This is a genomic window from Mesorhizobium sp. M0815, from assembly GCF_040319995.1.
Lineage (GTDB): Bacteria > Pseudomonadota > Alphaproteobacteria > Rhizobiales > Rhizobiaceae > Mesorhizobium.
Genome location: NZ_JAMYOU010000002.1, coordinates 94,791 through 116,513, shown reverse-complemented (window position 1 = coordinate 116,513; position 21,723 = coordinate 94,791). Strand labels below are relative to the sequence as shown.

At 63.1% G+C, this 21,723-nt stretch carries 25 protein-coding genes; 21 read left to right on the top strand and 4 right to left on the bottom strand.

Translation table 11 applies throughout. The features are described 5' to 3' along the window. Positions 1-87: 87 nt before the first annotated feature. On the top strand, positions 88-1,104 hold the full coding sequence (locus NKI01_RS03190; protein ID WP_023719624.1) for a zinc-dependent alcohol dehydrogenase family protein: 1,017 nt from the start codon (positions 88-90) through the stop codon (positions 1,102-1,104). A 45-nt stretch (positions 1,105-1,149) separates the two neighbouring features. Here the strand turns inward: NKI01_RS03190 and NKI01_RS03185 are convergent, their stop codons facing one another. The 3 genes from NKI01_RS03185 to NKI01_RS03175 form a co-directional block, all read right to left on the bottom strand. Further along, complete coding sequence (locus NKI01_RS03185) at positions 1,150-2,181, bottom strand: tetratricopeptide repeat protein (RefSeq protein ID WP_023719623.1); 1,032 nt, start codon at positions 2,179-2,181, stop codon at positions 1,150-1,152. A 1-nt stretch (position 2,182) separates the two neighbouring features. Further along, a complete protein-coding gene (locus tag NKI01_RS03180; RefSeq protein WP_023719622.1) occupies positions 2,183-2,830 on the bottom strand; it encodes a thiamine phosphate synthase in 648 nt (215 codons plus the stop codon). A 176-nt stretch (positions 2,831-3,006) separates the two neighbouring features. Further along, positions 3,007-3,891 carry a DMT family transporter gene (locus NKI01_RS03175; protein ID WP_352961836.1) on the bottom strand — a complete coding sequence of 295 codons (885 nt, stop codon included), beginning with the start codon at positions 3,889-3,891 and terminating at the stop codon, positions 3,007-3,009. Positions 3,892-4,024: 133 nt separating this feature from the next. On the opposite strand from NKI01_RS03175, the gene NKI01_RS03170 reads away from it, so the two are divergent. After that, positions 4,025-4,474, top strand: coding sequence for an Lrp/AsnC family transcriptional regulator (locus NKI01_RS03170; RefSeq protein ID WP_023719620.1), 450 nt, complete (start codon positions 4,025-4,027; stop codon positions 4,472-4,474). A 95-nt stretch (positions 4,475-4,569) separates the two neighbouring features. After that, positions 4,570-5,340 carry a sulfite exporter TauE/SafE family protein gene (locus NKI01_RS03165; RefSeq protein WP_023719619.1) on the top strand — a complete coding sequence of 257 codons (771 nt, stop codon included), beginning with the start codon at positions 4,570-4,572 and terminating at the stop codon, positions 5,338-5,340. Between the two features lie 40 nt (positions 5,341-5,380). Here the strand turns inward: NKI01_RS03165 and NKI01_RS03160 are convergent, their stop codons facing one another. Continuing rightward, positions 5,381-5,932 carry a DUF2269 family protein gene (locus tag NKI01_RS03160; protein ID WP_023719618.1) on the bottom strand — a complete coding sequence of 184 codons (552 nt, stop codon included), beginning with the start codon at positions 5,930-5,932 and terminating at the stop codon, positions 5,381-5,383. 578 nt (positions 5,933-6,510) lie between these two features. Here NKI01_RS03160 and rcdA point away from each other — a divergent pair. The 18 genes from rcdA (at position 6,511) to ftsH (ending at position 21,560) form a co-directional block, all read left to right on the top strand. Next, positions 6,511-7,038 (top strand): protease adaptor protein RcdA, encoded by a 528-nt coding sequence (gene rcdA, locus NKI01_RS03155; RefSeq protein WP_023719617.1) that lies wholly within the window; start codon positions 6,511-6,513, stop codon positions 7,036-7,038. Between the two features lie 305 nt (positions 7,039-7,343). Then, the gene (ruvC, locus tag NKI01_RS03150) at positions 7,344-7,856 is read left to right on the top strand and encodes a crossover junction endodeoxyribonuclease RuvC (protein WP_352480921.1); all 513 of its coding nucleotides are present in this window, start codon (positions 7,344-7,346) and stop codon (positions 7,854-7,856) included. Positions 7,857-7,912: 56 nt separating this feature from the next. Next, positions 7,913-8,182: an AbrB/MazE/SpoVT family DNA-binding domain-containing protein gene (locus tag NKI01_RS03145; RefSeq protein WP_023719615.1), complete on the top strand. Its 270-nt coding sequence runs from the start codon at positions 7,913-7,915 to the stop codon at positions 8,180-8,182. Next, positions 8,160-8,582 (top strand): type II toxin-antitoxin system VapC family toxin, encoded by a 423-nt coding sequence (locus tag NKI01_RS03140; protein ID WP_352640139.1) that lies wholly within the window; start codon positions 8,160-8,162, stop codon positions 8,580-8,582. Before NKI01_RS03145 ends, NKI01_RS03140 begins: the two co-directional genes overlap by 23 nt. 13 nt (positions 8,583-8,595) lie before the next feature. Further along, the gene (gene ruvA, locus NKI01_RS03135) at positions 8,596-9,216 is read left to right on the top strand and encodes a Holliday junction branch migration protein RuvA (RefSeq protein ID WP_352494155.1); all 621 of its coding nucleotides are present in this window, start codon (positions 8,596-8,598) and stop codon (positions 9,214-9,216) included. 67 nt (positions 9,217-9,283) lie between these two features. Next, a complete protein-coding gene (locus NKI01_RS03130) occupies positions 9,284-9,568 on the top strand; it encodes an AbrB/MazE/SpoVT family DNA-binding domain-containing protein (RefSeq protein ID WP_352717049.1) in 285 nt (94 codons plus the stop codon). Further along, on the top strand, positions 9,565-9,969 hold the full coding sequence (locus NKI01_RS03125; RefSeq protein WP_352640141.1) for a type II toxin-antitoxin system VapC family toxin: 405 nt from the start codon (positions 9,565-9,567) through the stop codon (positions 9,967-9,969). Before NKI01_RS03130 ends, NKI01_RS03125 begins: the two co-directional genes overlap by 4 nt. Beyond that, positions 9,966-11,006 carry a Holliday junction branch migration DNA helicase RuvB gene (gene ruvB, locus NKI01_RS03120; protein WP_352454896.1) on the top strand — a complete coding sequence of 347 codons (1,041 nt, stop codon included), beginning with the start codon at positions 9,966-9,968 and terminating at the stop codon, positions 11,004-11,006. Before NKI01_RS03125 ends, ruvB begins: the two co-directional genes overlap by 4 nt. Positions 11,007-11,131: 125 nt before the next feature. Next, a complete protein-coding gene (ybgC, locus tag NKI01_RS03115) occupies positions 11,132-11,602 on the top strand; it encodes a tol-pal system-associated acyl-CoA thioesterase (protein WP_023719610.1) in 471 nt (156 codons plus the stop codon). Between the two features lie 296 nt (positions 11,603-11,898). Beyond that, positions 11,899-12,609, top strand: a complete 711-nt coding sequence (tolQ, locus tag NKI01_RS03110) for a protein TolQ (RefSeq protein WP_254816465.1) — start codon at positions 11,899-11,901, stop codon at positions 12,607-12,609. Between the two features lie 9 nt (positions 12,610-12,618). After that, on the top strand, positions 12,619-13,077 hold the full coding sequence (locus NKI01_RS03105) for an ExbD/TolR family protein (RefSeq protein WP_352494160.1): 459 nt from the start codon (positions 12,619-12,621) through the stop codon (positions 13,075-13,077). An 8-nt stretch (positions 13,078-13,085) separates the two neighbouring features. Continuing rightward, on the top strand, positions 13,086-14,243 hold the full coding sequence (gene tolA, locus NKI01_RS03100; RefSeq protein ID WP_352961831.1) for a cell envelope integrity protein TolA: 1,158 nt from the start codon (positions 13,086-13,088) through the stop codon (positions 14,241-14,243). Positions 14,244-14,323: 80 nt separating this feature from the next. Further along, positions 14,324-15,595: a Tol-Pal system beta propeller repeat protein TolB gene (tolB, locus tag NKI01_RS03095; RefSeq protein ID WP_502897679.1), complete on the top strand. Its 1,272-nt coding sequence runs from the start codon at positions 14,324-14,326 to the stop codon at positions 15,593-15,595. Positions 15,596-15,639: 44 nt separating this feature from the next. Next, positions 15,640-16,017, top strand: a complete 378-nt coding sequence (locus tag NKI01_RS03090; protein WP_352480916.1) for a four helix bundle protein — start codon at positions 15,640-15,642, stop codon at positions 16,015-16,017. Between the two features lie 231 nt (positions 16,018-16,248). Beyond that, positions 16,249-16,755 carry a peptidoglycan-associated lipoprotein Pal gene (gene pal, locus NKI01_RS03085; RefSeq protein ID WP_352480915.1) on the top strand — a complete coding sequence of 169 codons (507 nt, stop codon included), beginning with the start codon at positions 16,249-16,251 and terminating at the stop codon, positions 16,753-16,755. A 187-nt stretch (positions 16,756-16,942) separates the two neighbouring features. Continuing rightward, positions 16,943-18,052, top strand: a complete 1,110-nt coding sequence (ybgF, locus tag NKI01_RS03080; RefSeq protein WP_023719604.1) for a tol-pal system protein YbgF — start codon at positions 16,943-16,945, stop codon at positions 18,050-18,052. Between the two features lie 54 nt (positions 18,053-18,106). Continuing rightward, a complete protein-coding gene (tilS, locus tag NKI01_RS03075) occupies positions 18,107-19,528 on the top strand; it encodes a tRNA lysidine(34) synthetase TilS (RefSeq protein ID WP_352961829.1) in 1,422 nt (473 codons plus the stop codon). A gap of 106 nt (positions 19,529-19,634) precedes the next feature. Next, positions 19,635-21,560: an ATP-dependent zinc metalloprotease FtsH gene (ftsH, locus tag NKI01_RS03070; protein ID WP_023677989.1), complete on the top strand. Its 1,926-nt coding sequence runs from the start codon at positions 19,635-19,637 to the stop codon at positions 21,558-21,560. Positions 21,561-21,723 lie beyond the last annotated feature (163 nt).

The following is a 21,723-nucleotide window of genomic DNA, read 5'->3' as shown; positions in this document are numbered from 1 at the left end:
GGCATAATTATGCTGAACATTATGAATTTGAAATCCGATGGATGGCAAGCGATTTTCCTCCGGCAGCACCAGCAGAGAAGGAACACGATGAAAGCGATCGAATTGCAGAGCCCGGGCGGCCTCGAGAATCTCAGAATGGTCGAGCGGCCGATGCCTGAACCAGGGCGCCAAGAGATGATTGTGAAGGTGAAGGCGACGGCGCTGAACTACCGCGATGCCGAGATCGTCCGCGGCAGCTATCACACGAAGTTTGCATTGCCGCTGGTGCCGCTGTCGGACGGCGTCGGCGAAGTCGTAGCCGTCGGCGCCGAGGTCAGCAGGTTCCAGATCGGCGACCGGGTCTGCGGCACGTTCTGGCAGCGCTGGGTCGGCGGCAGTTTCGCGATGGCCGAGCCCTCCTATCAACGTGGCGGCCCGATCGACGGGCTGCTCAGCGAATTTGCTCGGCTCGATGAACAGGCGGCGGTGCTGGCGCCGGCCAATCTGAGCGACTTCGAGGCGGCGACGCTGCCCTGCGCCGGCGTGACGGCATGGCACGCGCTGTTTACAGAGGGCAGCGTCGAGCCCGGCGACACCGTACTTTGTCTCGGCACCGGCGGCGTTTCCTTGTTTGCGATGCAATTCGCCGCCGCTGCCGGGGCGCGCGTCATCGTGACGTCGAGCAGCGACGAGAAACTTGCACGGGCAAAGCAACTGGGCGCGCATGATGGCGTGAACTATCGCAGCGTCCCCGACTGGGCATCGGCCGTGTTGGGATTGACGGATGGGCGCGGCGCCGACCATATCATCGAGGTTGGCGGACCGCAGAGTTTTACACAATCGCTGAGGGCAGCGGCGCGCGGCGCCCAGATCAACGTCATCGGCTATCTCGGCGGCAGTGACGGCGCCATCAACCCGCTCGACATCTTCCGCCGGCAGGTCAGGGCGCGAGGCATACCGGTGGGCTCACGCGAATCCTTCGAGGCGATGAACCGCGCCATTGTCGTCAACCGATTGAGACCGGTGATCGACCGGGTCGTACCGTGGACCCAGGCCGCCGAAGCCTTTCGGTACCTTGAACACGGCTCGCCCTTCGGCAAGGTCGTGCTCGATCATACGCAATGAGCCTCGCGCTTGCGAGTCCGGGTGCAATGAGTCGCGAGATCACAGTCAGGGCAGGCGATTGGCCCGTTGCAGCGCCTGCTGCGTCTGCTCGTCGGTCAGGCCCTGCAGGAAATCATCCATCTCTTGGTCGATGAGCCCAGCGCGGCGGGCGACAACATACCAGGCGCCGGCGAGGATCAGATCCGGATCGGTGCCGATGCCGTTCATGTAGAGCTTGGCGAGACGGTTCTGGGCGGCGACGTTGCCGCCTTCTGCGGCCTGCTTCATCCAGTTAAAGCCCGATTTCAGGTCGCGGGCGCCGCCGCGCCCCTCGATCATCCAGGTGGCGAGATCGATCTGCGCCGTGTCGTAGTTCTGCCGCGCAGCCTGTGCCAGCAGGCCGCGGGCGCGGACATCGTCGCGCGGCTTGCCGCCGGCGCCATTGGCGTAGACCTGTGCCATCGCATATTGTGCGTCGGCAAGCCCGGTCGCGGCGGCGCGCTCGTAATAGGATACGGCTTTGGCAATACCGGCATCGCCGGGCTCCTGTTCGACCATCAGCTGGGCAAAATTAAACTGCGCCAGGCGGTTGCCGGCTTCGGCGGCGGCCTGCATCAGCGCATAGGCCTCCTTCTCGTCCTTTTTGACGTAGCGGCCATCGAGCAGCATCAGCGCATACTGGAATTGCGATTCCGGGATGCCCTGCTCGGCGGCAAGCGCATACCACTTCGCCGCCCCTGCCGCGTCGACCGGCACGCCGAGGCCGCGCGACAATATCTCGGCCACCAGCGTCTGTGCCGCCGGATCGCCGTTTTGAGCACGGGAAATCGCAAGGTTGTAGGCCGTCTTGTAGAGGCCGCGCTGAAAGGCGCCGTAGGCGGCGTCGGACGGTTTTGCGCCGAAGCGGTCGGGGTTGATGGTATCGGCCGACGGCAAAGGGGCCGTGGTGGCGGGCTGCGGCAATGGTGGGAGAAACGGCTTGTCGGCAGGCTCGCTGGAATCCGGCCTCGGCTGCGGCAGCGGAACGGGTTCCGCCGCTATCGCCTGGGTTACGGCCGTTGCGAGAAAAGCGCTGAAAAGGATCGTCCGAGAGAGCACGTCAGTCCTCGAAGCGCGGTGCGGTTTCGTCGAGCAGCGCGTTGGCGGTGGCAACCGCCGTCTTCGGATCGACGTCGCCGGCGAAAACCGCGCTGGAAAGCGCCACGAATTCGGCACCGGTGGCGGCGACAGCTTCCACCGAGGCAAGATCGGATCCGGCCATGACGATGCAAGGGATCTGGATCACGTCCGCCCACCATTGCCCGAGCGACAGGTTGCGGGGATGCGGCTCCGGCTTGTTGTCGTAGCCGAAGCGACCGAAGAAAATATAATCGGGCCTGACCTCGCCAAGTTCCAGCGCGTCGTCGCGGGTCTTGGCGCCGCCGGTGCCGACCATCATCCTGGCCTGGAAGTGTTCGATCGTTTCGGCGAGCTCGTCCTTGCCGACCTCGACATGGATGCCGTCGGCCTGGACGCGGCCGGCGATGCGGGTGTCGCCAGCAATGATGACGGCAATGCCGGCCGCTTGCGCCACCGGCACGATCTGCTCGGCAAAGGCCTGGAAGGCGGCCTCGTCCATGCCGTTTTCCGGCAGGATCAGCGAGGCGACGTCACCGCCGTCGAAGGCTGCGGCGATGCGCTCGGCCGGCACGTTCGGCGGCGCGATCAACACGATACGGCAGCGGTTGGGGGGCGTTGCGTCATTCATTGGTGTTCGGTCCCGGTTATCGCCTATGCCGGGCGAAGATGGTAGCATTGCGGCATAGAGCAAAGTGCGGGGATTGAACAGGCGGCAGGGGGATCACGATTGCCGGCTAGATCTATCGGGGCTCGGCGCATGACTACCGTTGGCCGAAATTCTCCTCGCCTGGTCGCTTGCGGGCTCTACGCAGGCACTTTCGATTTCCAAAGCGACCAGCCGAGGTTCATGCCGGCGGCGGCGACCAGGATGGCGGCGGCGCCGGCGATCTGCGCCGGATGCAGCCGGTGGCCGAAGGCGACGACGTCGACGAGGATGGCGACGACTGGATAGATGAAGGACAGCGACCCCTGCAGATGCGTCGGCAGTTTCTGGATGGCGCCGTACATGAGGATGTACATCAGGCCGGTATGGACGATGCCGAGCGTCGCCAGCATGACCCAGCTCCGCGCATCGGCGGGAAGGTGGGTGAGATTGGCGAAAGGTGCCAGCATGAGAACGCCGACGCAGACCTGGATCAGGGCGATCAGGTGCGGCGGCGTGCCTTTGAGCTTCTTGGTGACGATAGCCGCAACGGCCCAGAAGAAAGCCGCGGCCAGCGCCATCGCAATGCCGGTAAAGTAATCCGTACCATGATCGCCTGCATCGGGCGCGGCCTGCACGATCAGCAGCATGCCGGCGAAGGCGATGCCGAGCCAGGTCAGCTTGGTCACCGTCAGCCGTTCGGAGAAGAAGAGCGCGCCAAAACCGACCAGCATGAAGGGTTGCGTATTGTAGACAGCCGTGGCGATCGAGATCGACGCGCGGGAAAACGCGCTGAACAGCAGCAGCCAGTTGATAACGATGGCAGCACCGCCGAGAGCCGCGATCGCGACAATGCGAAGCGACAGCCTGCCGCGCAGCAGTCCCAGCGCCGTGCAGATAACCAGCAGCGTTACCGCACCGAAGGCGCAGCGCCAGAACACCACGTCCATGATGGGTTGGTCGGACAGGACGACGAACCAGCCGATCGTGCCGAGGATCGCCATCGCCGCAGTCATTTCGATCGTGCCGCGTACCGTGTTGTCCATGGATGCTCCCGAAACCCGTTGAGATTCTATAATCCCACGGCAGATATGGGCCTTTCCATGACTTGTAGCTGGTGATATGCAGAACGAACCTAATTTAATTAGGTAAACATCGGCTTTTTCTTGGAATTGTAAAATGCTGGACGAGCTCGATAGAAAGCTCCTCGATATCCTGGTCAGGGATTCACGGACCTCGCTGAAGGAACTGGCGCTGCAGGTCGGGTTGTCGTCGCCAAGCGTTTCGGAGCGGCTTCGGCGGCTTGAGGATCGCGGCGTCATTCGCGCATTCACCATCGACATCGATCCGCAGGCGCTCGGCTACGCCTTGCAGGCGATCGTTCGCATCCGGCCGTTGCCCGGTAAGCTGCACATCGTCCAGAAGCTGATCGAGGAAATCCCGGAATTCGGCGAATGCGACAAGGTGACGGGCGATGACTGCTTCGTCGCCCGGCTGTTCGTCCGCTCGATCGGCGAGCTCGACGGGATTCTCGACCGCATCGCCGACAAGGCCGAAACCAGCACCGCCATCATCAAGGCGCAGCCGATCCGGAGACGCCCGCCGCCGCTCGACATGCCAAATATGTGACGGGCTCCGGTGGCGTGGCCCACGTATTTGCGGTCGCGGTCTGGCCATTTCTGGTCTATTCCAGAGTTCAACTTTCCCTCCAGCCTCCTTTCCCCATGTCAGGCCTGCTCATCGATCCCTGGTTCTATGCCGCGGCCATGCCGGCCGTCATCCTCGTCGGCCTGTCGAAAGGCGGCTTCGGCGGCGCCGTCGGCTTTGTCGGCGTGCCATTGATGGCGCTGACCATGCCGCCGGTTCAGGCTGCCGCAATTCTTCTGCCAATTCTGTGCCTGATGGACATTGTCTCGGTGTGGACATGGTGGGGTATCTTCGACCGCAAGATGCTGGCCGACATGATGCCGGGTGCCGTGATCGGCATTGCCCTTGGCTGGCTGACGGCGGCACTTGTAACCGAAGAGATGGTCCGGCTGATCGTCGGCGCGGTCGCCCTGATCTTCGTGCTGCGCTGGCTCTATTTGCAACTCCGCCACGGTGCCGGCCACGCGGCGGAGCCCAACCGCGTTGCCGCCGGCTTCTGGGGTACCGTTGCCGGGTTCACCAGCTTCGTCGCCCATGTCGGCGGCCCGCCTTTTCAGGTCTATGCGTTGCCGATCAGGCTGGATCCGAAGGTGCTGTCCGGCACCGCGGCGATCTTCTTCGCCGTCACCAATGCACTGAAGCTCATCCCCTATTTCGCGCTCGGCCAGTTCGACACCACCAATTTGACCGCGTCGGCGGTGCTGATGCCGCTGGCGCCGCTGTCGACAATCGCCGGCGCCTGGCTGGTGCGGCGGATGCGGCCGGAGCTGTTCTATCCCTTCACCTATGCGACCGTGGCGGTCGTCGCGGTCAAGCTTCTGTGGGACGGCATCGCCGGCCTTCTGTAAGACGGCGGCCCCAGGCGGCCGCCGCCGGATTCCTTAAACCTCAGGCGGCACTCGGCAGCAGCGGCCGCGTCCTGCCAAGCGCGAGAGCAGCGCCGGTTGCCAGCACGAACGCCATGCAGCCAAGAATGGTGATGTCGTGCAGTGTCGGCTTCAGCACCATGTCCGCGATGATCATCAGCATCACCGAATAGTCGAAGCGCGCGGCATTGAGGACGCGCTGGCCCTGGGCAAGCACCGCCGGCGTCACGCCATCCTTGGCGATCATGCCTGCCATGCGGTCGGCAGTCGGCTTGAAGACGAACATGCCGATGCAGAAGGTCGTCGCATAACCGGCAAGGCCGATCAGCACCCACAAATCGGAAAAGCCGACCCAGAAGCCGCACATGATGAGGCCGAAGAGCAATGTCAGCATCGACATCGGCGCGAAGAACCGGTTACCGAGCTCGCCAGTGGCGCGCATCGCCTGCAACATGCCTTCGACGTTTCCAGCGCGGTCGGCGCGTACCGCAAGCAGCATCAGGGTGAAGCCGCCGCCGACCCAGAGGATCGCCGAGACGATGTGCAGAAATTTAACGGCCGAGTACCAGTCCATTGTTCGCTCCTTGAGAAATTTTCATGATTGCCGGAGCGCAATTTTGCTCCGCCTCGTTGCGAGGAGCGGGCGTTTAGCGCGGCGCCTGTTTCGGAACGATGTCGCGCGGCGAGCGGATCTGTTTCGGTATGTCGGTCACGATCTGGAGGAACCGTGGCGCAAGCGCGTCGCCCCCACTTTCCAGCCGGTGGTGAGAGCGGCGGCTTAGCCGGCCATCTGTGCTGTTACGGCACAGATGCTGGGCGCTTGATCGAAAAATATGCCCTGCGTTAAGGCTTTGTTAAGCTTTACAGGCGTTTACTATGTCCATCCAGTGATCTGGATTCTTACCGAGTGGTTGGAGCCACTTTGTTTGACGCCTCCCTGTTAAACTCCTGAGAGCCGCCTTATCCGCGGCTCTTTTTTTGTTCGCCAGCATGGAGCCCCTTGGGCCAAATGCGGCCGTTAACCGTTTGTTAAACATGTGCTTGCCTTCGCCGGCAGCGAAGCGCATTTTCAAGCTTCAGTCGTTTAGGCTGCCGGACATGGCGGCCAAGAGCCGAATCGGCCGGCTGTCAGGCAAGTGCAGGGGCGCAGCGATGAACGAGCCTTCGAAGGCGAGCGCGAACACCATCAAGCTGGCGGAGCGCCGGGTTTTCTCCCAATCCTTCAAGCCGCTCTATCAGGAAGGCATGGGCTTGGTCGAGCAGGCGGCCGAATATCTCGACGGCAAGGGCCGCGCCGAGGCCAAGAAGCTGTCGAGGCTGGCGGCGACGCTTTATGCGGCCGAGTCGATGCGGCTGACCACCAGGCTGATGCAGGTCGCCTCGTGGCTGCTTTTGCAGCGGGCGGCGAATTCCGGCGAGATGACCCGCGATCAGGTGGCTTCCGAAAAATCCAAGGTGCGTCTCGACACCGCCTCCGCGCATGACGAGGCGCCCGGCTGGGCCGAGCTGCCGACGGATTTCGTCGACCTCGTCAACCGCTCGCTGCGCCTGCAGGCGCTGGTGCGCCGCATGGACGAGGAGATCTATGGCGGCCTCGCCGAGGTGCCTCAGTCGAGCCGTCGCCTCAATCCGGTCTCCGACCAGATCACGTTGCTCAACACGGCTTTCGCCCGCGGCTGAGAGACCGTTTGGAAACTCTACTCCAGCGGCCATCTGGCGGCGTTTTCTCCGCTTACCTGCAGCGCCGCGTCCTTTTGGACACGCAAAGGACACTGCAGCACTTTGATTGCGCATGATCCCCTCGGGATCACGCGTGGGCTCACGGACCAAATGTCCGCTGCGCTCCGGTTCTCGAAACCACCACCATATGACTCGCCGGAGCGACTTTCGAAACGGTCTCAGAGGCTTTGTGGACATCACGAGCCCCGTTTCTGGTTTGTTCACATTTCGCTGGCATCGCTGCCCGCCGAAGGTAGACTTGGCGGATGGGGGAAGCGATTCGCATCATCGGCATCGATCCGGGGCTTAGGCGCACCGGCTGGGGCATCGTCGAAAGCCTTGGCAATTCGCTGCGCTTCGTCGCTTCCGGCACAGTACGGTCCGACGACAAGGCGGCGCTGGCGGTGCGTCTTTGCCAATTGCATGACGGGCTTGCCGAGATCCTGCATGCCACGATGCCGCACGAGGCGGCGGTCGAGCAGACCTTCGTCAACAAGGATGCCGCGGCGACGCTGAAACTCGGCCAGGCACGCGGCATCGCCATGCTGGTGCCGGCGCGCGCCGGCCTTGCCGTTGCCGAATATGCGCCCAACGCCGTCAAGAAGGCGGTGATCGGCGTCGGCCATGGCGACAAGAAGCAGATCCATATGATGGTCAAGGTGCTGATGCCGAAGGCGACTTTCGACACCGACGACGCCGCCGATGCGCTGGCCATCGCCATCTGTCACGCGCATCACAGGCAGAGCATCGCCTACAGGATGGCGATGCTGGCCGAATAAGTTTGTTCTTGACTTGTTCTCCAGTGAACAATAAGTAATACCAACGAGGTATTACCATGCGCGTTACCACCAAGGGCCAAGTGACCATCCCGAAGGAAATACGGGATCATCTGGGTATCGGCCCGGGCTCGGAGGTGGAGTTCGTCCCCACCGAGGACGGTGCTCGTGTCATTGCGGTCGACGAAAACATGTCGAAGGAGGAAGCCTCGCGCAGATTCAGCCAGATGCTCGGCCGTATGGCTGGTACGCTGGATCTGGGGGGCATGACGGCGGACGAATATGTGGAATGGCTGAGGGGCCCGCGTGAAGACCTCGACATTGATTGACACAAATGTCCTGATCGACGTTTGGGGTCCTGCCGGACAGGAGAGGAAATGGTCGGCGTCGGCGATCACCGCATGCCGGCGCGACGGCGCGCTTGTCATCAACACAATCGTCTGGTCCGAACTCGCGCCGCTGATTGCAACGGAGCAGGCCCTTCGCCAAGCAGCCGACATGCTCAAGATCGAGCGTGAACTCCTGCCGTGGGAAGCGGCCTTCCTCGCTGGTGTCACGCACTCCCGCTATCGCCGCGCCGGCGGCCTCCGCGAACGAGCGCTGCCGGATTTCTTTATTGGAGCCCATGCGGTTGTCGCTGGGCATCGCCTGCTGACGCGCGATGCCGCGCGCTATCGCAGCTATTTCCCGGACCTCGATATCATCTCTCCGGAAACCCACCCCGCATGATCGGCACGCTCAAATGATCGGCAAGCTAAAAGGCACGTTGGACGAGATCGACGAGGATTTCTGCATCGTCGACGTGCATGGCGTCGGCTATGTCGCCTATTGCTCGGCGCGCACGCTTGCCGCATTGCCGCCGCCCGGCGAGGCGGTGATATTGTTCATCGAGACCTATGTGCGCGAGGATATGCTGCGGCTCTATGGGTTCCAGTCGGTGCTGGAGCGCGAATGGTTCCGGTTGTTGATGAACAATGTGCAGGGCGTCGGCGCCAAGGTGGCGCTGGCAATCCTGTCGACGCTGGCGCCGGCCGACCTCGCCAATGCGATTGCGTTGCGCGATATCGCCATGGTCAGCCGCGCGCCGGGTGTCGGCAAGAAGGTGGCGGAGCGCATCGTCACCGAGTTGAAGAACAAGGCGCCGGCCTATGCGGGCACTGCCTCCGGCACCATCGGCCTGAGGCAGGAGCTCGGCGAGGGCGTTGCTTCGGCGCCGATTACAGACGCCGTCTCGGCGCTGGTCAATCTCGGCTATTCGCGCGACACCGCCGCCAATGCGGTGGCGGCGGCGCTGAAGACGGCAGGCGAGGAAGCGGACGCATCGAAGCTGATCCGCTTCGGGCTGAAGGAGCTGGCACGGTGAGACGTTGCTGGAAAGTGAAATTCCGACTACTATGTGATCGGTAAGAATTTTCTCCAGGAGTAAGAATATGGGCGCATATGCCAGTCTGACCTCCAAGGGACAGCTCACGATCCCAAAGGACGTCCGCGACGCCTTGTCGCTCAAGACAGGCGACACGATCGCCTGGACAGTCATGGATGGTTACCTGATCGGAACGCCGCGCAACCTCGGATTTGCCGACCTCGCCGGGTTCTTGGGAGATCCGCCTGGCGGTCCCGCTACGCTGGAGGAAATCGACGCCGCTATGCGGGATGCGGTCGGCCGGCATGTTGTCGGGGATAGACCAAATGACGGACAAGAGGGTGCCGCTTGACGTCGATCGGCATCGATACCAACCTTCTGCTTCGCATGGTGCTCAACGATGATCCGGAGCAGCGGGCGAAGGCGCTTGCGTTCGGCCGCGGCCTCAGTCTGGAAATGCCCGGCTTCGTGAGCTTGATCGTGCTGGTCGAATTCAGCTGGTCGTTGGCTTCGCGCTACAGGCAGCCCAAGGAACAGGTGCTGGCCGCGATCCAGAGGCTGCTCAAGATCAAGACGCTGGAGTTCGAAGACTTCGATGCCATCGTCATCGCGCTCGAACGATCGAATTCAGTGCAGGTCGACTTTGCCGACGCGTTGATTGCGGAGCACAATCGAAAATTAGGTTGCACGCACACGGTCACCTTCGATCAGCGCGCTGCCAAGGCCATTCCCGGTATGGAACTGCTCGCATGAGCCTTTCGCCACGCCTCATTGCTCCCGACAGACGCGGCGAGGACGCCGAGCAGACCTTGCGGCCGCAGACGCTCGGCGACTTCGTCGGCCAGGCTGCGGTGCGGGCCAATCTCAAAGTGTTCATCGAAGCCGCCAAGGGCCGCAGCGAAGCGCTCGACCATGTGCTGTTCGTCGGGCCGCCCGGCCTCGGCAAGACGACGCTGGCGCAGATCATGGCGCGCGAGCTCGGCGTCAATTTCCGCTCGACCTCGGGTCCGGTCATCGCCAAGGCCGGCGATCTCGCGGCGCTGCTGACCAACCTCGAAGACCGTGACGTGCTGTTCATCGACGAGATCCACCGGCTCAACCCGGCGGTAGAGGAAATCCTCTATCCGGCGATGGAGGATTTCCAGCTCGACCTGATCATCGGCGAGGGGCCTGCGGCGCGCTCGGTCAAGATCGACCTGGCCCGCTTCACGCTAGTCGCCGCCACCACCCGGCTCGGCCTGTTGACCAACCCGCTGCGCGACCGCTTCGGCATTCCGGTGCGGCTCAATTTCTATTCCGTCGAGGAACTCGAGCAGATCGTGCGGCGCGGCGCCCGCATCCTTGCCATGCCGCTCGGCGACGACGGTGCTTTGGAGATCGCCCGGCGGGCGCGCGGCACGCCGCGCATCGCGGGCCGGCTGTTGCGCCGGGTGCGCGACTTCGCCAGCGTTGCGGGCGACGGCCATGTCGACCGCAAGATCGCCGACGAGGCGCTGACGCGGCTGGAGGTCGACGGGCTCGGCCTCGACGCGCTCGACCGCCGCTATTTGTCGATGATCGCCCGGAATTTCGGCGGCGGGCCGGTCGGCATCGAAACCATCGCCGCTGGGCTTTCCGAGCCGCGCGATGCCATCGAGGACATCATCGAACCCTTTCTGATCCAGCAAGGCTTTATCATGCGCACTCCGCGCGGCCGCGTGCTGGCGGCCAATGCCTGGCGGCATCTCGGCCTCGACGCGCCGAAGGACCTGGCGCAGCAGCAGATCAGCCTATTCCAGGAAGAGCCGTAAGTTCCGCTGCTTATGGCTTCGGTGCTGGCAGTTCCCGGCCCCGCCCTCCAGGTCTTGATCATCGCCGGTCTATGCGCAAAACAGGTGTTGCTTAAAACAGGGCCCGTCGGGCCAAAAGGACAGCAATGGACGATCACCGTGAATCGGCATTGTCCGCCGGGCTTTCCGGCGCGCTGACGGAATTCGGCCATCGATTGATGGCGCGGGTCTATTATGCAGACACCGATTTTTCCGGCGTCGTCTACCACGCGCGCTATCTCGAGTTCTTCGAGCGCGGCCGTTCCGATTATCTGCGCTTGGCCGGCGTCCACCACACCGAGCTTGCCGAGGGCAAACATGGCGAGAAAATAGTCTGGGTGGTGCGGCGCATGGAAATCGATTTCCGCGGTTCGGCCCGCATGGACGACATCCTGACCATCGATACGCGCACCGACGAGATTTCCGGTGCGCGGATCGTCATGGCGCAGCAATTGAAGCGCGGCAGCGAAGTGCTGGTCGAGGCGCGGGTCGAAGCGGCGATCGTCGGCGACAACGGACGGCCGCGGCGCTTTCCCAAGGACTGGATCGCAGCTTTCATGCCAAGAACGCGCAAATAAAGATTCAGAGGCGGACGATCCCGGAACTTCCGGTCCACGCCAGAATCGCCGGGCGACCTATCAGGGCGCGGCAATGCGCCGCGCTGTACGTCCTAACCCATCCTTAACCATAACGGTCCATGAAGGGATTGGTTAAGATTGGAAGAATCCAAGCGCCTTCCTTTCACCAATATTTGCCCCGAAAAGGCCGCCAACGGTGCATTTGGGGTTATTCCGCCAGCCTAACGCGAACGGACCACAAGGGATGCCCATGGGCCAGCCGCCAGCCACGCCCGGAAAATCTTTAAGGACGTAACATGGAAAACATCGCTCTCGCCGAACCGGGCGCGCATTTATCGATTTGGGCCTTGTTCATGCAGGCCGGTTGGGTGGTCAAGCTGGTCATGATCGGCTTGCTCTGCGCCTCGATCTGGACCTGGGCGATCATCGTCGACAAGCTCGTCGCCTATGCCCGCATGCGGCTGGCGCTCAACCGCTTCGAACAGGTGTTCTGGTCGGGACAGTCGCTGGAAGAACTTTACCGCACGCTCGCCGACCGCAAGACGACCGGCATGAGCGCGATCTTCGTCGCCGCCATGCGCGAATGGAAGAAGAGCTTCGAGAAGGGCGCGAAATCGCCGCTCGGCCTGCAGACCCGCATCGACAAGGCCATGGATCTGGCGCTGACCCGCGAGATGGAAAAGCTCGAAGGGCGGCTCGGCTTTCTCGCCACCACCGGCTCGGCGGCGCCCTTCATCGGCCTGTTCGGCACGGTTATCGGCATCATGACCTCGTTCCAGGCGATCGCCGCCTCGAAGAACACCAGCCTGTCGGTGGTCGCGCCCGGCATCGCCGAGGCGCTGCTGGCGACGGCCATCGGCCTGCTCGCCGCCATCCCTGCCGTCATCGCTTACAACAAGCTGTCGTCCGACGCGAGCAAGATCGCGGTGCGCATGGAGGGGTTCGCGGATGAGTTCTCCGCCATACTCTCGCGCCAAATCGATGAAAAAGTCGCGCAGAAGGCCTGAGGAACGATCATGGGAATGTCCGTAAGCGCAGGTGGCGGAGGACGCGGCGGGCGCGGCCACAGGCGGCGCGGCCGCCATCACGCCTTGATATCGGAGATCAACGTCACGCCGATGGTCGACGTGATGCTGGTGCTGCTGATCATCTTCATGGTCGCGGCGCCGCTGCTGACGGTCGGCGTTCCGGTCGATCTGCCGGAAACTCAGGCCAAGCCGATTGCGGCCGACACGCAACCGATTACCCTATCAATCAATGCCGCCGGCCAGATTTTCATTCAGGAAACCGAGATCCCGATCGAGGAACTGGTGGCAAAGCTGCAGGCGATTTCGAAGACCGGCTATGACGAGCGCATTTTCGTTCGCGCCGACAAGGCAACCAATTATGGAGCGGCTCTGAAGGTCATGGGCTATGTCCAAGCCGCTGGCTACAAGAACATGAGTCTCCTGTCACTGCAGGAACAGGATCAGTAGACAAGAACATGCGGACCGGCCTCACCACATCGGTGATCTTGCATACGGTGGCGCTGGCCTTCGGCCTGTTCACGTTGTCCTCGCCGCCCGCGATGCCCGCGTCTGATGCGGAATCGGTGTCGGTCGAGATCGTGCCGATGGAAGCGACGGCACAGATCCTGCAAGGCGACAAGAAGGCTGTGATGCACGACAAGCCGGCGCCGGTGCCGACGCAGCGTCCCGACATCGTTCCCGACTCCCAGAAAGTCGGCGATAACAGCGTCGACACCGACAAGCCGCCGACACCTGAGCCCAAGCCCCAGCCAGTCGACATGACGGCGGCCCCGCCACCCGCGCCGACGCCGGTCGAAAAGCCCAAGCCCGAGGACGTGCCGAAGCCGAAGGAAGAGCCGAAGCCAATTCCCGCTACGGAGGTAGCGCCGGTGCCGCAGCCGAAGGAAGAGGTCAAGCCAGAACCGGTCAAGCAGACCGAGCCCAAGCCGACGCCGGCCAAGGAGCCGACGCCCACGCCGCCGCAGGACAAGACCGCCGCGATCGATCCACAGCCCGAGGTCAAGCCGGACGCCGTCGCCGAGGCGATTGCCAAGGAACCGCCAACCGAGGAGGCGCAGCTTCCCGACTCGGCCCCCGCGCCTGAGGCTCGGCCGAAGCCGCAGCCGGTCCAGGCCGAAAGCGCCAAGGCGCCGGAGCGCAAGGATGCCGACAAGCCGGTCAAGGAAGCCTCATCCAAGCCGAAATCGGACGACAAGCAATTCAACGCCGACGAGATTTCGGCTCTGCTCGACAAGCGGAAGCCGGCCGGTGGCGGCGCCAAGCGCTCGACCCAACAGTCTTCGCTCGGCGGCGACAAGGATCAGGGCCAGAAGCTCTCCAAATCGGAGATGGGAACCCTGGAAAATCAGCTTCAAGGATGCTGGACCCTGCCAGTCGGAGTGGAAGGCGCGGAGGATCTCGTCGCCGTGGTCCGCTTCAATCTTGACGCGTCGGGCAAGCTGGATGGCCGGCCTACTGTCGAAAAGTCGAGCGGAAACCGCCCGTTTGACGAAAGTGCCGTTCGCGCGGTTCAGAAATGCGACATGGCTGGCTTGCAGGTTCCCGCAGGCAAGCAGGACATCTGGTCCGACATCCAGGTCACTTTCGATCCGAGGGAGATGCTGGGCCTCTAGGCCGGCGCCCCCATAGAATCCTTGAAGAGAAGCGAGAAGACATGAAATCCATTCTCAAGCCGCTCCTGGCGATCGCAGCGATGGCGCTGGGCATGACCGTTGCTGCCACCCTGCCGGCGCGGGCGCTCGTTGAGCTCAACGTCAACAAGGGCAATGTCGAGCCGTTGCCGATCGCCATCACCGATTTCCAGGGCGGCGATGCGCTCGGCGCCGAGATTTCCGACATAGTAAGTGCCGACCTGAAACGCTCCGGCCTGTTCGCGCCGATCGACAAAAGCGCCTTCATCGAAAAGATCTCGAACCCTGATGCGACGCCGCGCTTCGAAGACTGGAAGGTGATCAATGCGCAGGCGCTGGTTACCGGCAGTGTCGGCAAGGAGGCTGACGGCCGTGTCCGCGCCCAGTACCGGCTGTGGGACACCTTCGCCGGGCAGCAGATGTCGGGCGAACAGTTCTTCGCCAACGACGCCAATACAAGGCGCGTCGCCCACATCATCGCCGACGCCATCTATGAGCGGCTGACCGGCGAGAAGGGCTATTTCGACACGCGCGTCGTCTTCATCGACGAGTCCGGTGCCAAGAATGCGCGCAAGAAGCGGCTTGCCATCATGGACCAGGACGGCGCCAACGTCCGCTATCTCTCGAACGGCAAGTCGATTGTGCTGACGCCGCGCTTCTCGCCCAACCGGCAGGAAATCACCTATATGTCCTACGAGAGCGGTCAGCCGCGGGTGTACCTGCTGCAGATCGAGACGGGGCAGCGCGAGCTGGTCGGCAATTTCCCCGGCATGACGTTTGCGCCGCGCTTTTCGCCGGACGGCCAGAAAGTAATCATGAGCCTTCTGCGCGACGACGGAAATTCCAACATCTTCGCCATGGACCTGAGAAGCCGCTCGACGACCAGGCTTACCAATTCGACCGCCATCGATACCTCACCGTCCTACTCGCCCGACGGCAGCAAGGTGGTGTTCACCTCGGACCGCGGCGGCCGGGCGCAGATCTATGTGATGGGCGCCGACGGCTCGGGCCAGACCCGCATCTCGTTCGGCGACGGCGTCTATTCGACGCCGGTGTGGTCGCCGCGCGGCGATCTCATCGCCTTCACCAAGCAGACCGGCGGCGAATTCCAGATCGGCGTCATGCGCACCGACGGTTCGGGTGAGCGCATCCTGTCCACCGGCTTTCAGCAGGAAGGGCCGACCTGGGCACCCAACGGCCGGGTGCTGATGTTCTTCCGCGATTCCAATGGCGGACCAAAACTTGTGTCGGTCGACCTCACCGGCCGCAACGAACAGTCGATCCCGACAGCGAACTTCGCCTCGGATCCGGCCTGGTCGCCGCTGCTCGAATAGAGGAACTGAGGAATTGACGAACTGACGAGTTGAAGAACTGAAGAATGGAGAAGCCAGGGGCCTACATCGAGCACGCGAGGGATTTGGAAGTCTATAAGCGCGCCTATGCGGTTTCCCTTGGGGTACACAGAGCCACGCTTGCTTTTCCGAAAATGGAGCAATACGCGCTCGCCGATCAACTACGTCGTTCCAGCAAGGCGATCTGCGCCAATTTGGCTGAGGGTTTTGCCAAACAGACCCGCTCCAAGCCCGAATTCGCACGCTTCATTTCGATGGCCATAGGGTCATGCAGTGAAGTGGAGACGTGGATTTCGTATGCGTTCGACCTCGAGTATATCACACAGGTGCAACGCGACGACTGGTTGCAATCCTATGCCCGCATCTACGGAATGCTGGTCAATCTCAGAGAGAAGCTGAGGTGATCTCTTTCCTCAATTCCTCAACTCTTCAATTCTTCAATTCCCTCTTTTTCATGTTTTGGCCGCATTTCCGCCTACGGTCCGCGCTCATTGTCGCCCTTGAGTAGCCCTCGGCAGAACGGTTGTGGACGGCAGCCGAAACCAAATTTTAACCGTGTTTCTTGAGCGCCGGTTAACCCAAACGTGGTTACTGGACGATCAATGAAATCACTCGAATTGCGAAGGAGAGGCGGCATGGGCCGTATCGCAGCACTTACCACAAACCCGGTCATGATCGCGCTGGTCGCGATGCTCGCGATCACCGGTTGCGCCTCGAAGAAGACGCCAAACAGCGCCGCCGATCTCGGCCTCAACGGCGCTGGTGCGGCAACGCCCGGGTCAGCCCAGGACTTTACCGTCAACATCGGCGACCGCATCTTCTTCGACACCGATTCGTCGTCGATCCGCGCCGATGCGCAGACGACGCTGGCGCGCCAGGCACAGTGGCTGAACCAGTACAAGCAGTATGCCATCGTCATCGAAGGCCATGCCGACGAGCGCGGCACGCGCGAATACAATCTGGCGCTCGGCGCCCGCCGTGCTGCCGCCACCCGCGACTTCCTGGTCGCCAAGGGCGTTTCGGCGCAGCGCCTGAAGACCATTTCCTATGGCAAGGAGCGTCCGGTCGCGGTTTGCGACGACATCTCCTGCTGGTCGCAGAACCGCCGCGCCGTAACCACCCTGGGCGGCGCCGGCTCCTGATCGGCATAAATGCAACACTTGGTGCGAAAGGCGGCCAAAGGGCCGCCTTTTTCATATCTGCCCGCTCCAAACAAAATTTGGCCGAAGTCTCACGTCCTGTTAAGAGCCGAGAGCGTCTGGCTAGTCCCAGTTGGCTGGTCTACTTCGAGTGAGAGGCGCGCAACAACGGTTTCACGGCGAGAGGCACATGCATTTCAGATCGGTCTTGAGCGGCACGCTTGCGCTGCTGCTCGTATCAAGTATCGCGGCACTTGCTGACGGGGCAAGCGGCACCGAGCAGTCATCGGAAAGCGGCTTTTCCTTCCATCTGCCGACGATCAAACTGCCCGGCATTTTCGGTGAAAAGAAAAAGCCGGATCAGGTTCAACTCGCGCAACAGGATGGCACCGGCACTCCGGCGCTGGAGGAACAGCTCCGGCAGATGAACGGCAAGATCGAGGAACTCAACTTCCAGGTCCTGCAGATGCAGGAGCAGATCCGCAAGCAGCAGGAAGACAACGAATTCCGCTTCCAGCAGTTGGAAGGCGGTCCGCAAGGCGCGCAGCAGCCGGCCGAGCAGAAGAAGTCCGAGGCGGCGCCCAACAGCGACAACCCCAACGGCGACAGTAACGTGGCGGAGGCGCCTGCAACGCAGGCTCCGGCCGCTGCCGACACGCCGCCAGCCGGCGACAAGAGCGTCGAGGACGTCATCGTCGAATCGCCCAACGGCGATCCCGGCAAGCTGATCCCCGGCGCGCCGCCCAAGACGTTCGGCACCATCACCGTCGACAAAAACGGCAATGTCGTCGAAGCCGATGGCAATGCGCAGGCGAACGCGCCGGAGCAGAATACGGCCCCAGCCAACGGCGCCAACGCAGCCGGCAACAAGGCCGGCAAATCCGACGATACGGTGGTCGCGGCACTCCCCTCGACCAACGACCCGGAGGAGCTTTACCGCAACTCTTACCAGTTCATCCTGTCGGGCGACTACAGCACCGCCGAACAGGGCTTCCGCGACCATATCGCTCGGTTTCCCCGGGACGCCAAAGCGGCGGACGCGCATTACTGGCTCGGTGAATCGCTGCTCGGCCAGCAGAAATACCGCGATGCGGCCGAGACTTTCCTCGCAGCCAGCAAGGACTATCCCAAGGCCAAGAAAGCGCCAGACATGCTGCTGAAGCTCGGCGTCTCACTGGTCGGGCTGAAGCAGCGCGACGTGGCCTGTGCCACCTTCAGCGAGATCGGCAAGCGCTACCCCGATATTTCCGGCGCGCTCAAGGAGCGGGTCAAGCAGGAAAGGGCACTCGCGGCGTGCTAGTTTTTCTGTTGCACGTCGTTGCCCCAAAACCGGGCCCACTTTTGGGCGACATGCATGACGCTCGACACCGAGCCTGATCTTTCGGATTTTTCGCGGATCGACTTTTCCAACGGCGCTGTTGTGGCCGTGTCCGGCGGCAGCGACTCGACCGCCCTTCTCCTCCTCCTCAAAGCCCATCTCGACCGTACCGCACCGGCAACGAAATTGCTGGCGGTGACGATCGATCACCAATTGCGGCCGCAAGCGGCAGCGGAAGCGCAAGCCGTGGCCAGGCTGTGCGCGGCGCGCGGCATTGCCCATCGCATCGTCGTCTGGTCGGGGCACAAACCAGCGACCGGCCTGCCCGCCGCCGCGCGCGAAGCCCGATACCGGCTGCTCGCCGAGGCCGCCGAAGCGGCAGGCGTCGGGCTGATCCTGACCGGCCACACCGCCGACGACCAGGCCGAGACCGTGCTGATGCGGCAAGCGCGTGACGAGGTGCCAAGTGAGGAGAGGCCGCGGGGCCTTGCCGGCATGGCGCCGGCAACCCTCTACGACTGGCGGTACTGGATCGTGCGGCCGCTGCTCGGCGTGCGGCGTGCGGCGCTGCGCGAATTCCTCCGGCGCGAACAGGTCGCTTGGGTCGAGGACCCGACCAATGCCGACACTGCTTTCGAGCGCCCGCGCGTCCGCGCAGCACTTGTTGAAGGCGACGATGCGCTTCGCATGGCTGAAACGATGGAGCTGGCCAGAAAGGCGGCGGTCGAGCGTGAGCAGTTAGGACAGCGCGCGGCCATGCTGATCCGCGGCTTGGCCTCCAGGCCGGCCGCCGGCCTCGTCCGCCTCGATCAGGATTTTGCGACGGTCGCCGACCGCCGGGCGGCTATTTATGCGCTGCGCATCCTGCTGGCGGCGACCGGCGGTACCGCCTTCCTTCCCGACCAGGCCCGCGGCGAAGCCCTTTTCGGCCGGCTCCGGGCCGGGCCGCTTTGTGCCACATTGTCGCGGAGCGTGGTCGATGCCCGGCGTACCGGCATCTTTCTGCATCGTGAGTTGCGCGATCTGCCGCCCGCTGTTGCGGTTTCCGACAATGCCCTTTGGGACGGCCGCAGACGGATCACATTGAGCGACAGTTCAGGTGCATTGTTGATCGCGCCGCTGTTGGTTGCCCCGCTCGGGGTGGCTCTTGCCGCAAAGCGGGCAATTGCCGGGCATGGCACGCCGGCAAGCCTTGTGCGTGCCGCCTTGGCCGCCGAACCAGCGCTATGGCGGGATGGCGAATGCCTTGGTCTGCCTGGGCAAGGCCCGGGTTTGCCTGAGGAAAGCCCGATGCCGGCGGCGGTCGCCGCATATCCGGCAGTCGCGCCCTTCGCCCGTTTCCTGCCGTCCTTCGATCTGGCGCCGGCCGATGCCGTCGCCGCGTTGCTTGGCGCGGCGCCGGTTCCAGCCGCGCCATTCGGCGGCCACAGTGCCGGCCTACCACGGGCGAAAGCTTAACCGAGACCTGCTGTTATGCTTGGCAAGGGGAGACGCTCTCCCTATGTTAGGGCCAAGTTTCCTCTCACGACGTGCGTCCGCCCAGCGGGCGCCAACGGGACAATTGATGAATCCAAATTATCGCAACCTCGCGCTCTGGGCGATCATAGCGGTCCTGCTCATCGCTCTCTTCAATCTTTTCCAGACGCCGCAGACGCGTGGAGCCTCGAGCGATGTCCCCTATTCGCAGTTCCTACAGGAGGTCGCGGCGGGACGGATCAAGTCGGTGACCATCGCCGGCGCCCGTATCTCCGGCAACTACACGGACAGCTCCAACGGCTTCCAGACCTATTCGCCTGGGGACCCGTCGCTGGTTTCGCGGTTGCAGGACAAGAACGTCACCATTAATGCGCGTCCTGAATCCGACGGCTCCAATTCGCTGTTCGGCACCCTGATCTCCTGGCTGCCGATGATCCTCATCCTCGGCGTCTGGATATTCTTCATGCGCCAGATGCAGTCCGGTTCCGGCCGCGCCATGGGCTTCGGCAAGTCGAAGGCGAAGCTGTTGACCGAAGCGCATGGCCGCGTCACCTTCCAGGACGTCGCCGGCGTCGACGAAGCCAAGGAAGATCTGGAAGAGATCGTCGAGTTCCTGCGCGACCCGCAGAAATTCCAGCGGCTCGGCGGCAAGATCCCGCGCGGCGTGCTGCTCGTCGGTCCTCCCGGAACCGGCAAGACGCTGCTCGCCCGCTCGGTCGCCGGTGAAGCCAACGTGCCGTTCTTCACCATTTCCGGCTCGGACTTCGTCGAGATGTTCGTCGGCGTCGGCGCAAGCCGCGTCCGCGACATGTTCGACCAGGCCAAGAAGAACGCCCCTTGCATCATCTTCATCGACGAAATCGACGCCGTCGGCCGCCATCGCGGTGCCGGCCTCGGCGGCGGCAATGACGAGCGCGAGCAGACGCTGAACCAGCTGCTGGTCGAGATGGATGGCTTCGAATCCAACGAAAGCATCATCCTGATCGCCGCCACCAACCGGCCCGACGTGCTCGATCCGGCGCTGCTCAGGCCGGGCCGCTTCGATCGCCAGGTGGTGGTGCCGAATCCCGACATCGTCGGCCGCGAGAAGATCCTGAAGGTGCATGTGCGCAACGTGCCGCTGGCGCCCAATGTCGACCTCAAGGTGATCGCACGCGGCACGCCGGGCTTTTCCGGCGCCGACCTGATGAACCTGGTCAACGAGTCCGCCCTGATGGCGGCGCGGCGCAACAAACGCCTCGTCACCATGGCCGAATTCGAGGACGCCAAGGACAAGATCATGATGGGCGCCGAGCGCCGCTCGTCGGCGATGACGCAGGCTGAGAAGGAGCTGACAGCCTATCACGAGGCCGGCCACGCCATCCTGGCGCTCAATGTGCCGTCGGCCGATCCGCTGCACAAGGCGACCATCATCCCGCGCGGCCGGGCACTCGGCATGGTCATGCAGCTGCCGGAAGGCGACCGCTATTCGATGAGCTACAAATACATGATCTCGCGCCTCGCCATCATGATGGGCGGCCGTGTCGCCGAGGAGTTCAAGTTCGGCAAGGAGAACATCACCTCAGGCGCCTCTTCCGATATCGAGCAGGCGACCAAGCTGGCGCGCGCCATGGTGACGCGCTGGGGCTTCTCCGACAAGCTCGGCCATGTCGCCTATGGCGACAACCAGGAGGAGGTGTTCCTCGGCCATTCGGTGGCGCGCACGCAGAATATCTCGGAAGAGACGGCGCAGATCATCGACGCCGAAGTGCGCCGGCTGATCGACGAGGCCTATTCGACGGCAAGGTCCATCCTGACCAAGAAGAAGAAGGAATGGATCGCGCTGGCGCAAGGCCTGCTCGAATACGAGACGCTGTCCGGCGAGGAGATCAAGCAGCTGATCGCCGGCAATAAGCCCGCACGCGACCTCGGCGACGACACACCGCCGAGCCGCGGCTCGGCCGTGCCGAAGTCCGGCCGCCGCAAGAAGGGCCCCGAGCCCGAAGGCGGTATGGAACCCCAGCCGTCAAGCTAGGCTCCGGCCCAGGAGAGATCGACTTCGAAACGCCGCGGCTCTGACCGCGGCGTTTTTCTTTGGGGAATGCGACCCTTCCTGCATCGCTGGAAATTGGCGAAAGTGACGATGACGGCCAATCTCCCCCCTCGCGGGGGAGATGTCCGGCAGGACAGAGAGGGGC

Excerpts from the sequence above, each read along its gene's own strand:
- NKI01_RS03175 (WP_352961836.1), bottom strand. The coding sequence starts at position 3,891 with ATGGACAACACGGTACGCGGCACGATCGAAATGACTGCGGCGATGGCG.
- NKI01_RS03160 (WP_023719618.1), bottom strand. The coding sequence starts at position 5,932 with ATGGACTGGTACTCGGCCGTTAAATTTCTGCACATCGTCTCGGCGATC.
- ruvB (WP_352454896.1), top strand. The coding sequence starts at position 9,966 with ATGAGCCTTTCGCCACGCCTCATTGCTCCCGACAGACGCGGCGAGGAC.
- tolB (WP_502897679.1), top strand. The coding sequence starts at position 14,324 with ATGGCGCTGGGCATGACCGTTGCTGCCACCCTGCCGGCGCGGGCGCTC.
- NKI01_RS03130 (WP_352717049.1), top strand. The coding sequence starts at position 9,284 with ATGGGCGCATATGCCAGTCTGACCTCCAAGGGACAGCTCACGATCCCA.
- NKI01_RS03105 (WP_352494160.1), top strand. The coding sequence starts at position 12,619 with ATGGGAATGTCCGTAAGCGCAGGTGGCGGAGGACGCGGCGGGCGCGGC.
- ftsH (WP_023677989.1), top strand. The coding sequence starts at position 19,635 with ATGAATCCAAATTATCGCAACCTCGCGCTCTGGGCGATCATAGCGGTC.
- tolA (WP_352961831.1), top strand. The coding sequence starts at position 13,086 with ATGCGGACCGGCCTCACCACATCGGTGATCTTGCATACGGTGGCGCTG.
- NKI01_RS03090 (WP_352480916.1), top strand. The coding sequence starts at position 15,640 with ATGGAGAAGCCAGGGGCCTACATCGAGCACGCGAGGGATTTGGAAGTC.
- ybgF (WP_023719604.1), top strand. The coding sequence starts at position 16,943 with ATGCATTTCAGATCGGTCTTGAGCGGCACGCTTGCGCTGCTGCTCGTA.
- NKI01_RS03180 (WP_023719622.1), bottom strand. The coding sequence starts at position 2,830 with ATGAATGACGCAACGCCCCCCAACCGCTGCCGTATCGTGTTGATCGCG.
- pal (WP_352480915.1), top strand. The coding sequence starts at position 16,249 with ATGGGCCGTATCGCAGCACTTACCACAAACCCGGTCATGATCGCGCTG.
- rcdA (WP_023719617.1), top strand. The coding sequence starts at position 6,511 with ATGAACGAGCCTTCGAAGGCGAGCGCGAACACCATCAAGCTGGCGGAG.
- NKI01_RS03165 (WP_023719619.1), top strand. The coding sequence starts at position 4,570 with ATGTCAGGCCTGCTCATCGATCCCTGGTTCTATGCCGCGGCCATGCCG.
- NKI01_RS03145 (WP_023719615.1), top strand. The coding sequence starts at position 7,913 with ATGCGCGTTACCACCAAGGGCCAAGTGACCATCCCGAAGGAAATACGG.
- tolQ (WP_254816465.1), top strand. The coding sequence starts at position 11,899 with ATGGAAAACATCGCTCTCGCCGAACCGGGCGCGCATTTATCGATTTGG.
- NKI01_RS03170 (WP_023719620.1), top strand. The coding sequence starts at position 4,025 with ATGCTGGACGAGCTCGATAGAAAGCTCCTCGATATCCTGGTCAGGGAT.
- NKI01_RS03190 (WP_023719624.1), top strand. The coding sequence starts at position 88 with ATGAAAGCGATCGAATTGCAGAGCCCGGGCGGCCTCGAGAATCTCAGA.
- ruvC (WP_352480921.1), top strand. The coding sequence starts at position 7,344 with ATGGGGGAAGCGATTCGCATCATCGGCATCGATCCGGGGCTTAGGCGC.
- tilS (WP_352961829.1), top strand. The coding sequence starts at position 18,107 with ATGACGCTCGACACCGAGCCTGATCTTTCGGATTTTTCGCGGATCGAC.
- ruvA (WP_352494155.1), top strand. The coding sequence starts at position 8,596 with ATGATCGGCAAGCTAAAAGGCACGTTGGACGAGATCGACGAGGATTTC.
- ybgC (WP_023719610.1), top strand. The coding sequence starts at position 11,132 with ATGGACGATCACCGTGAATCGGCATTGTCCGCCGGGCTTTCCGGCGCG.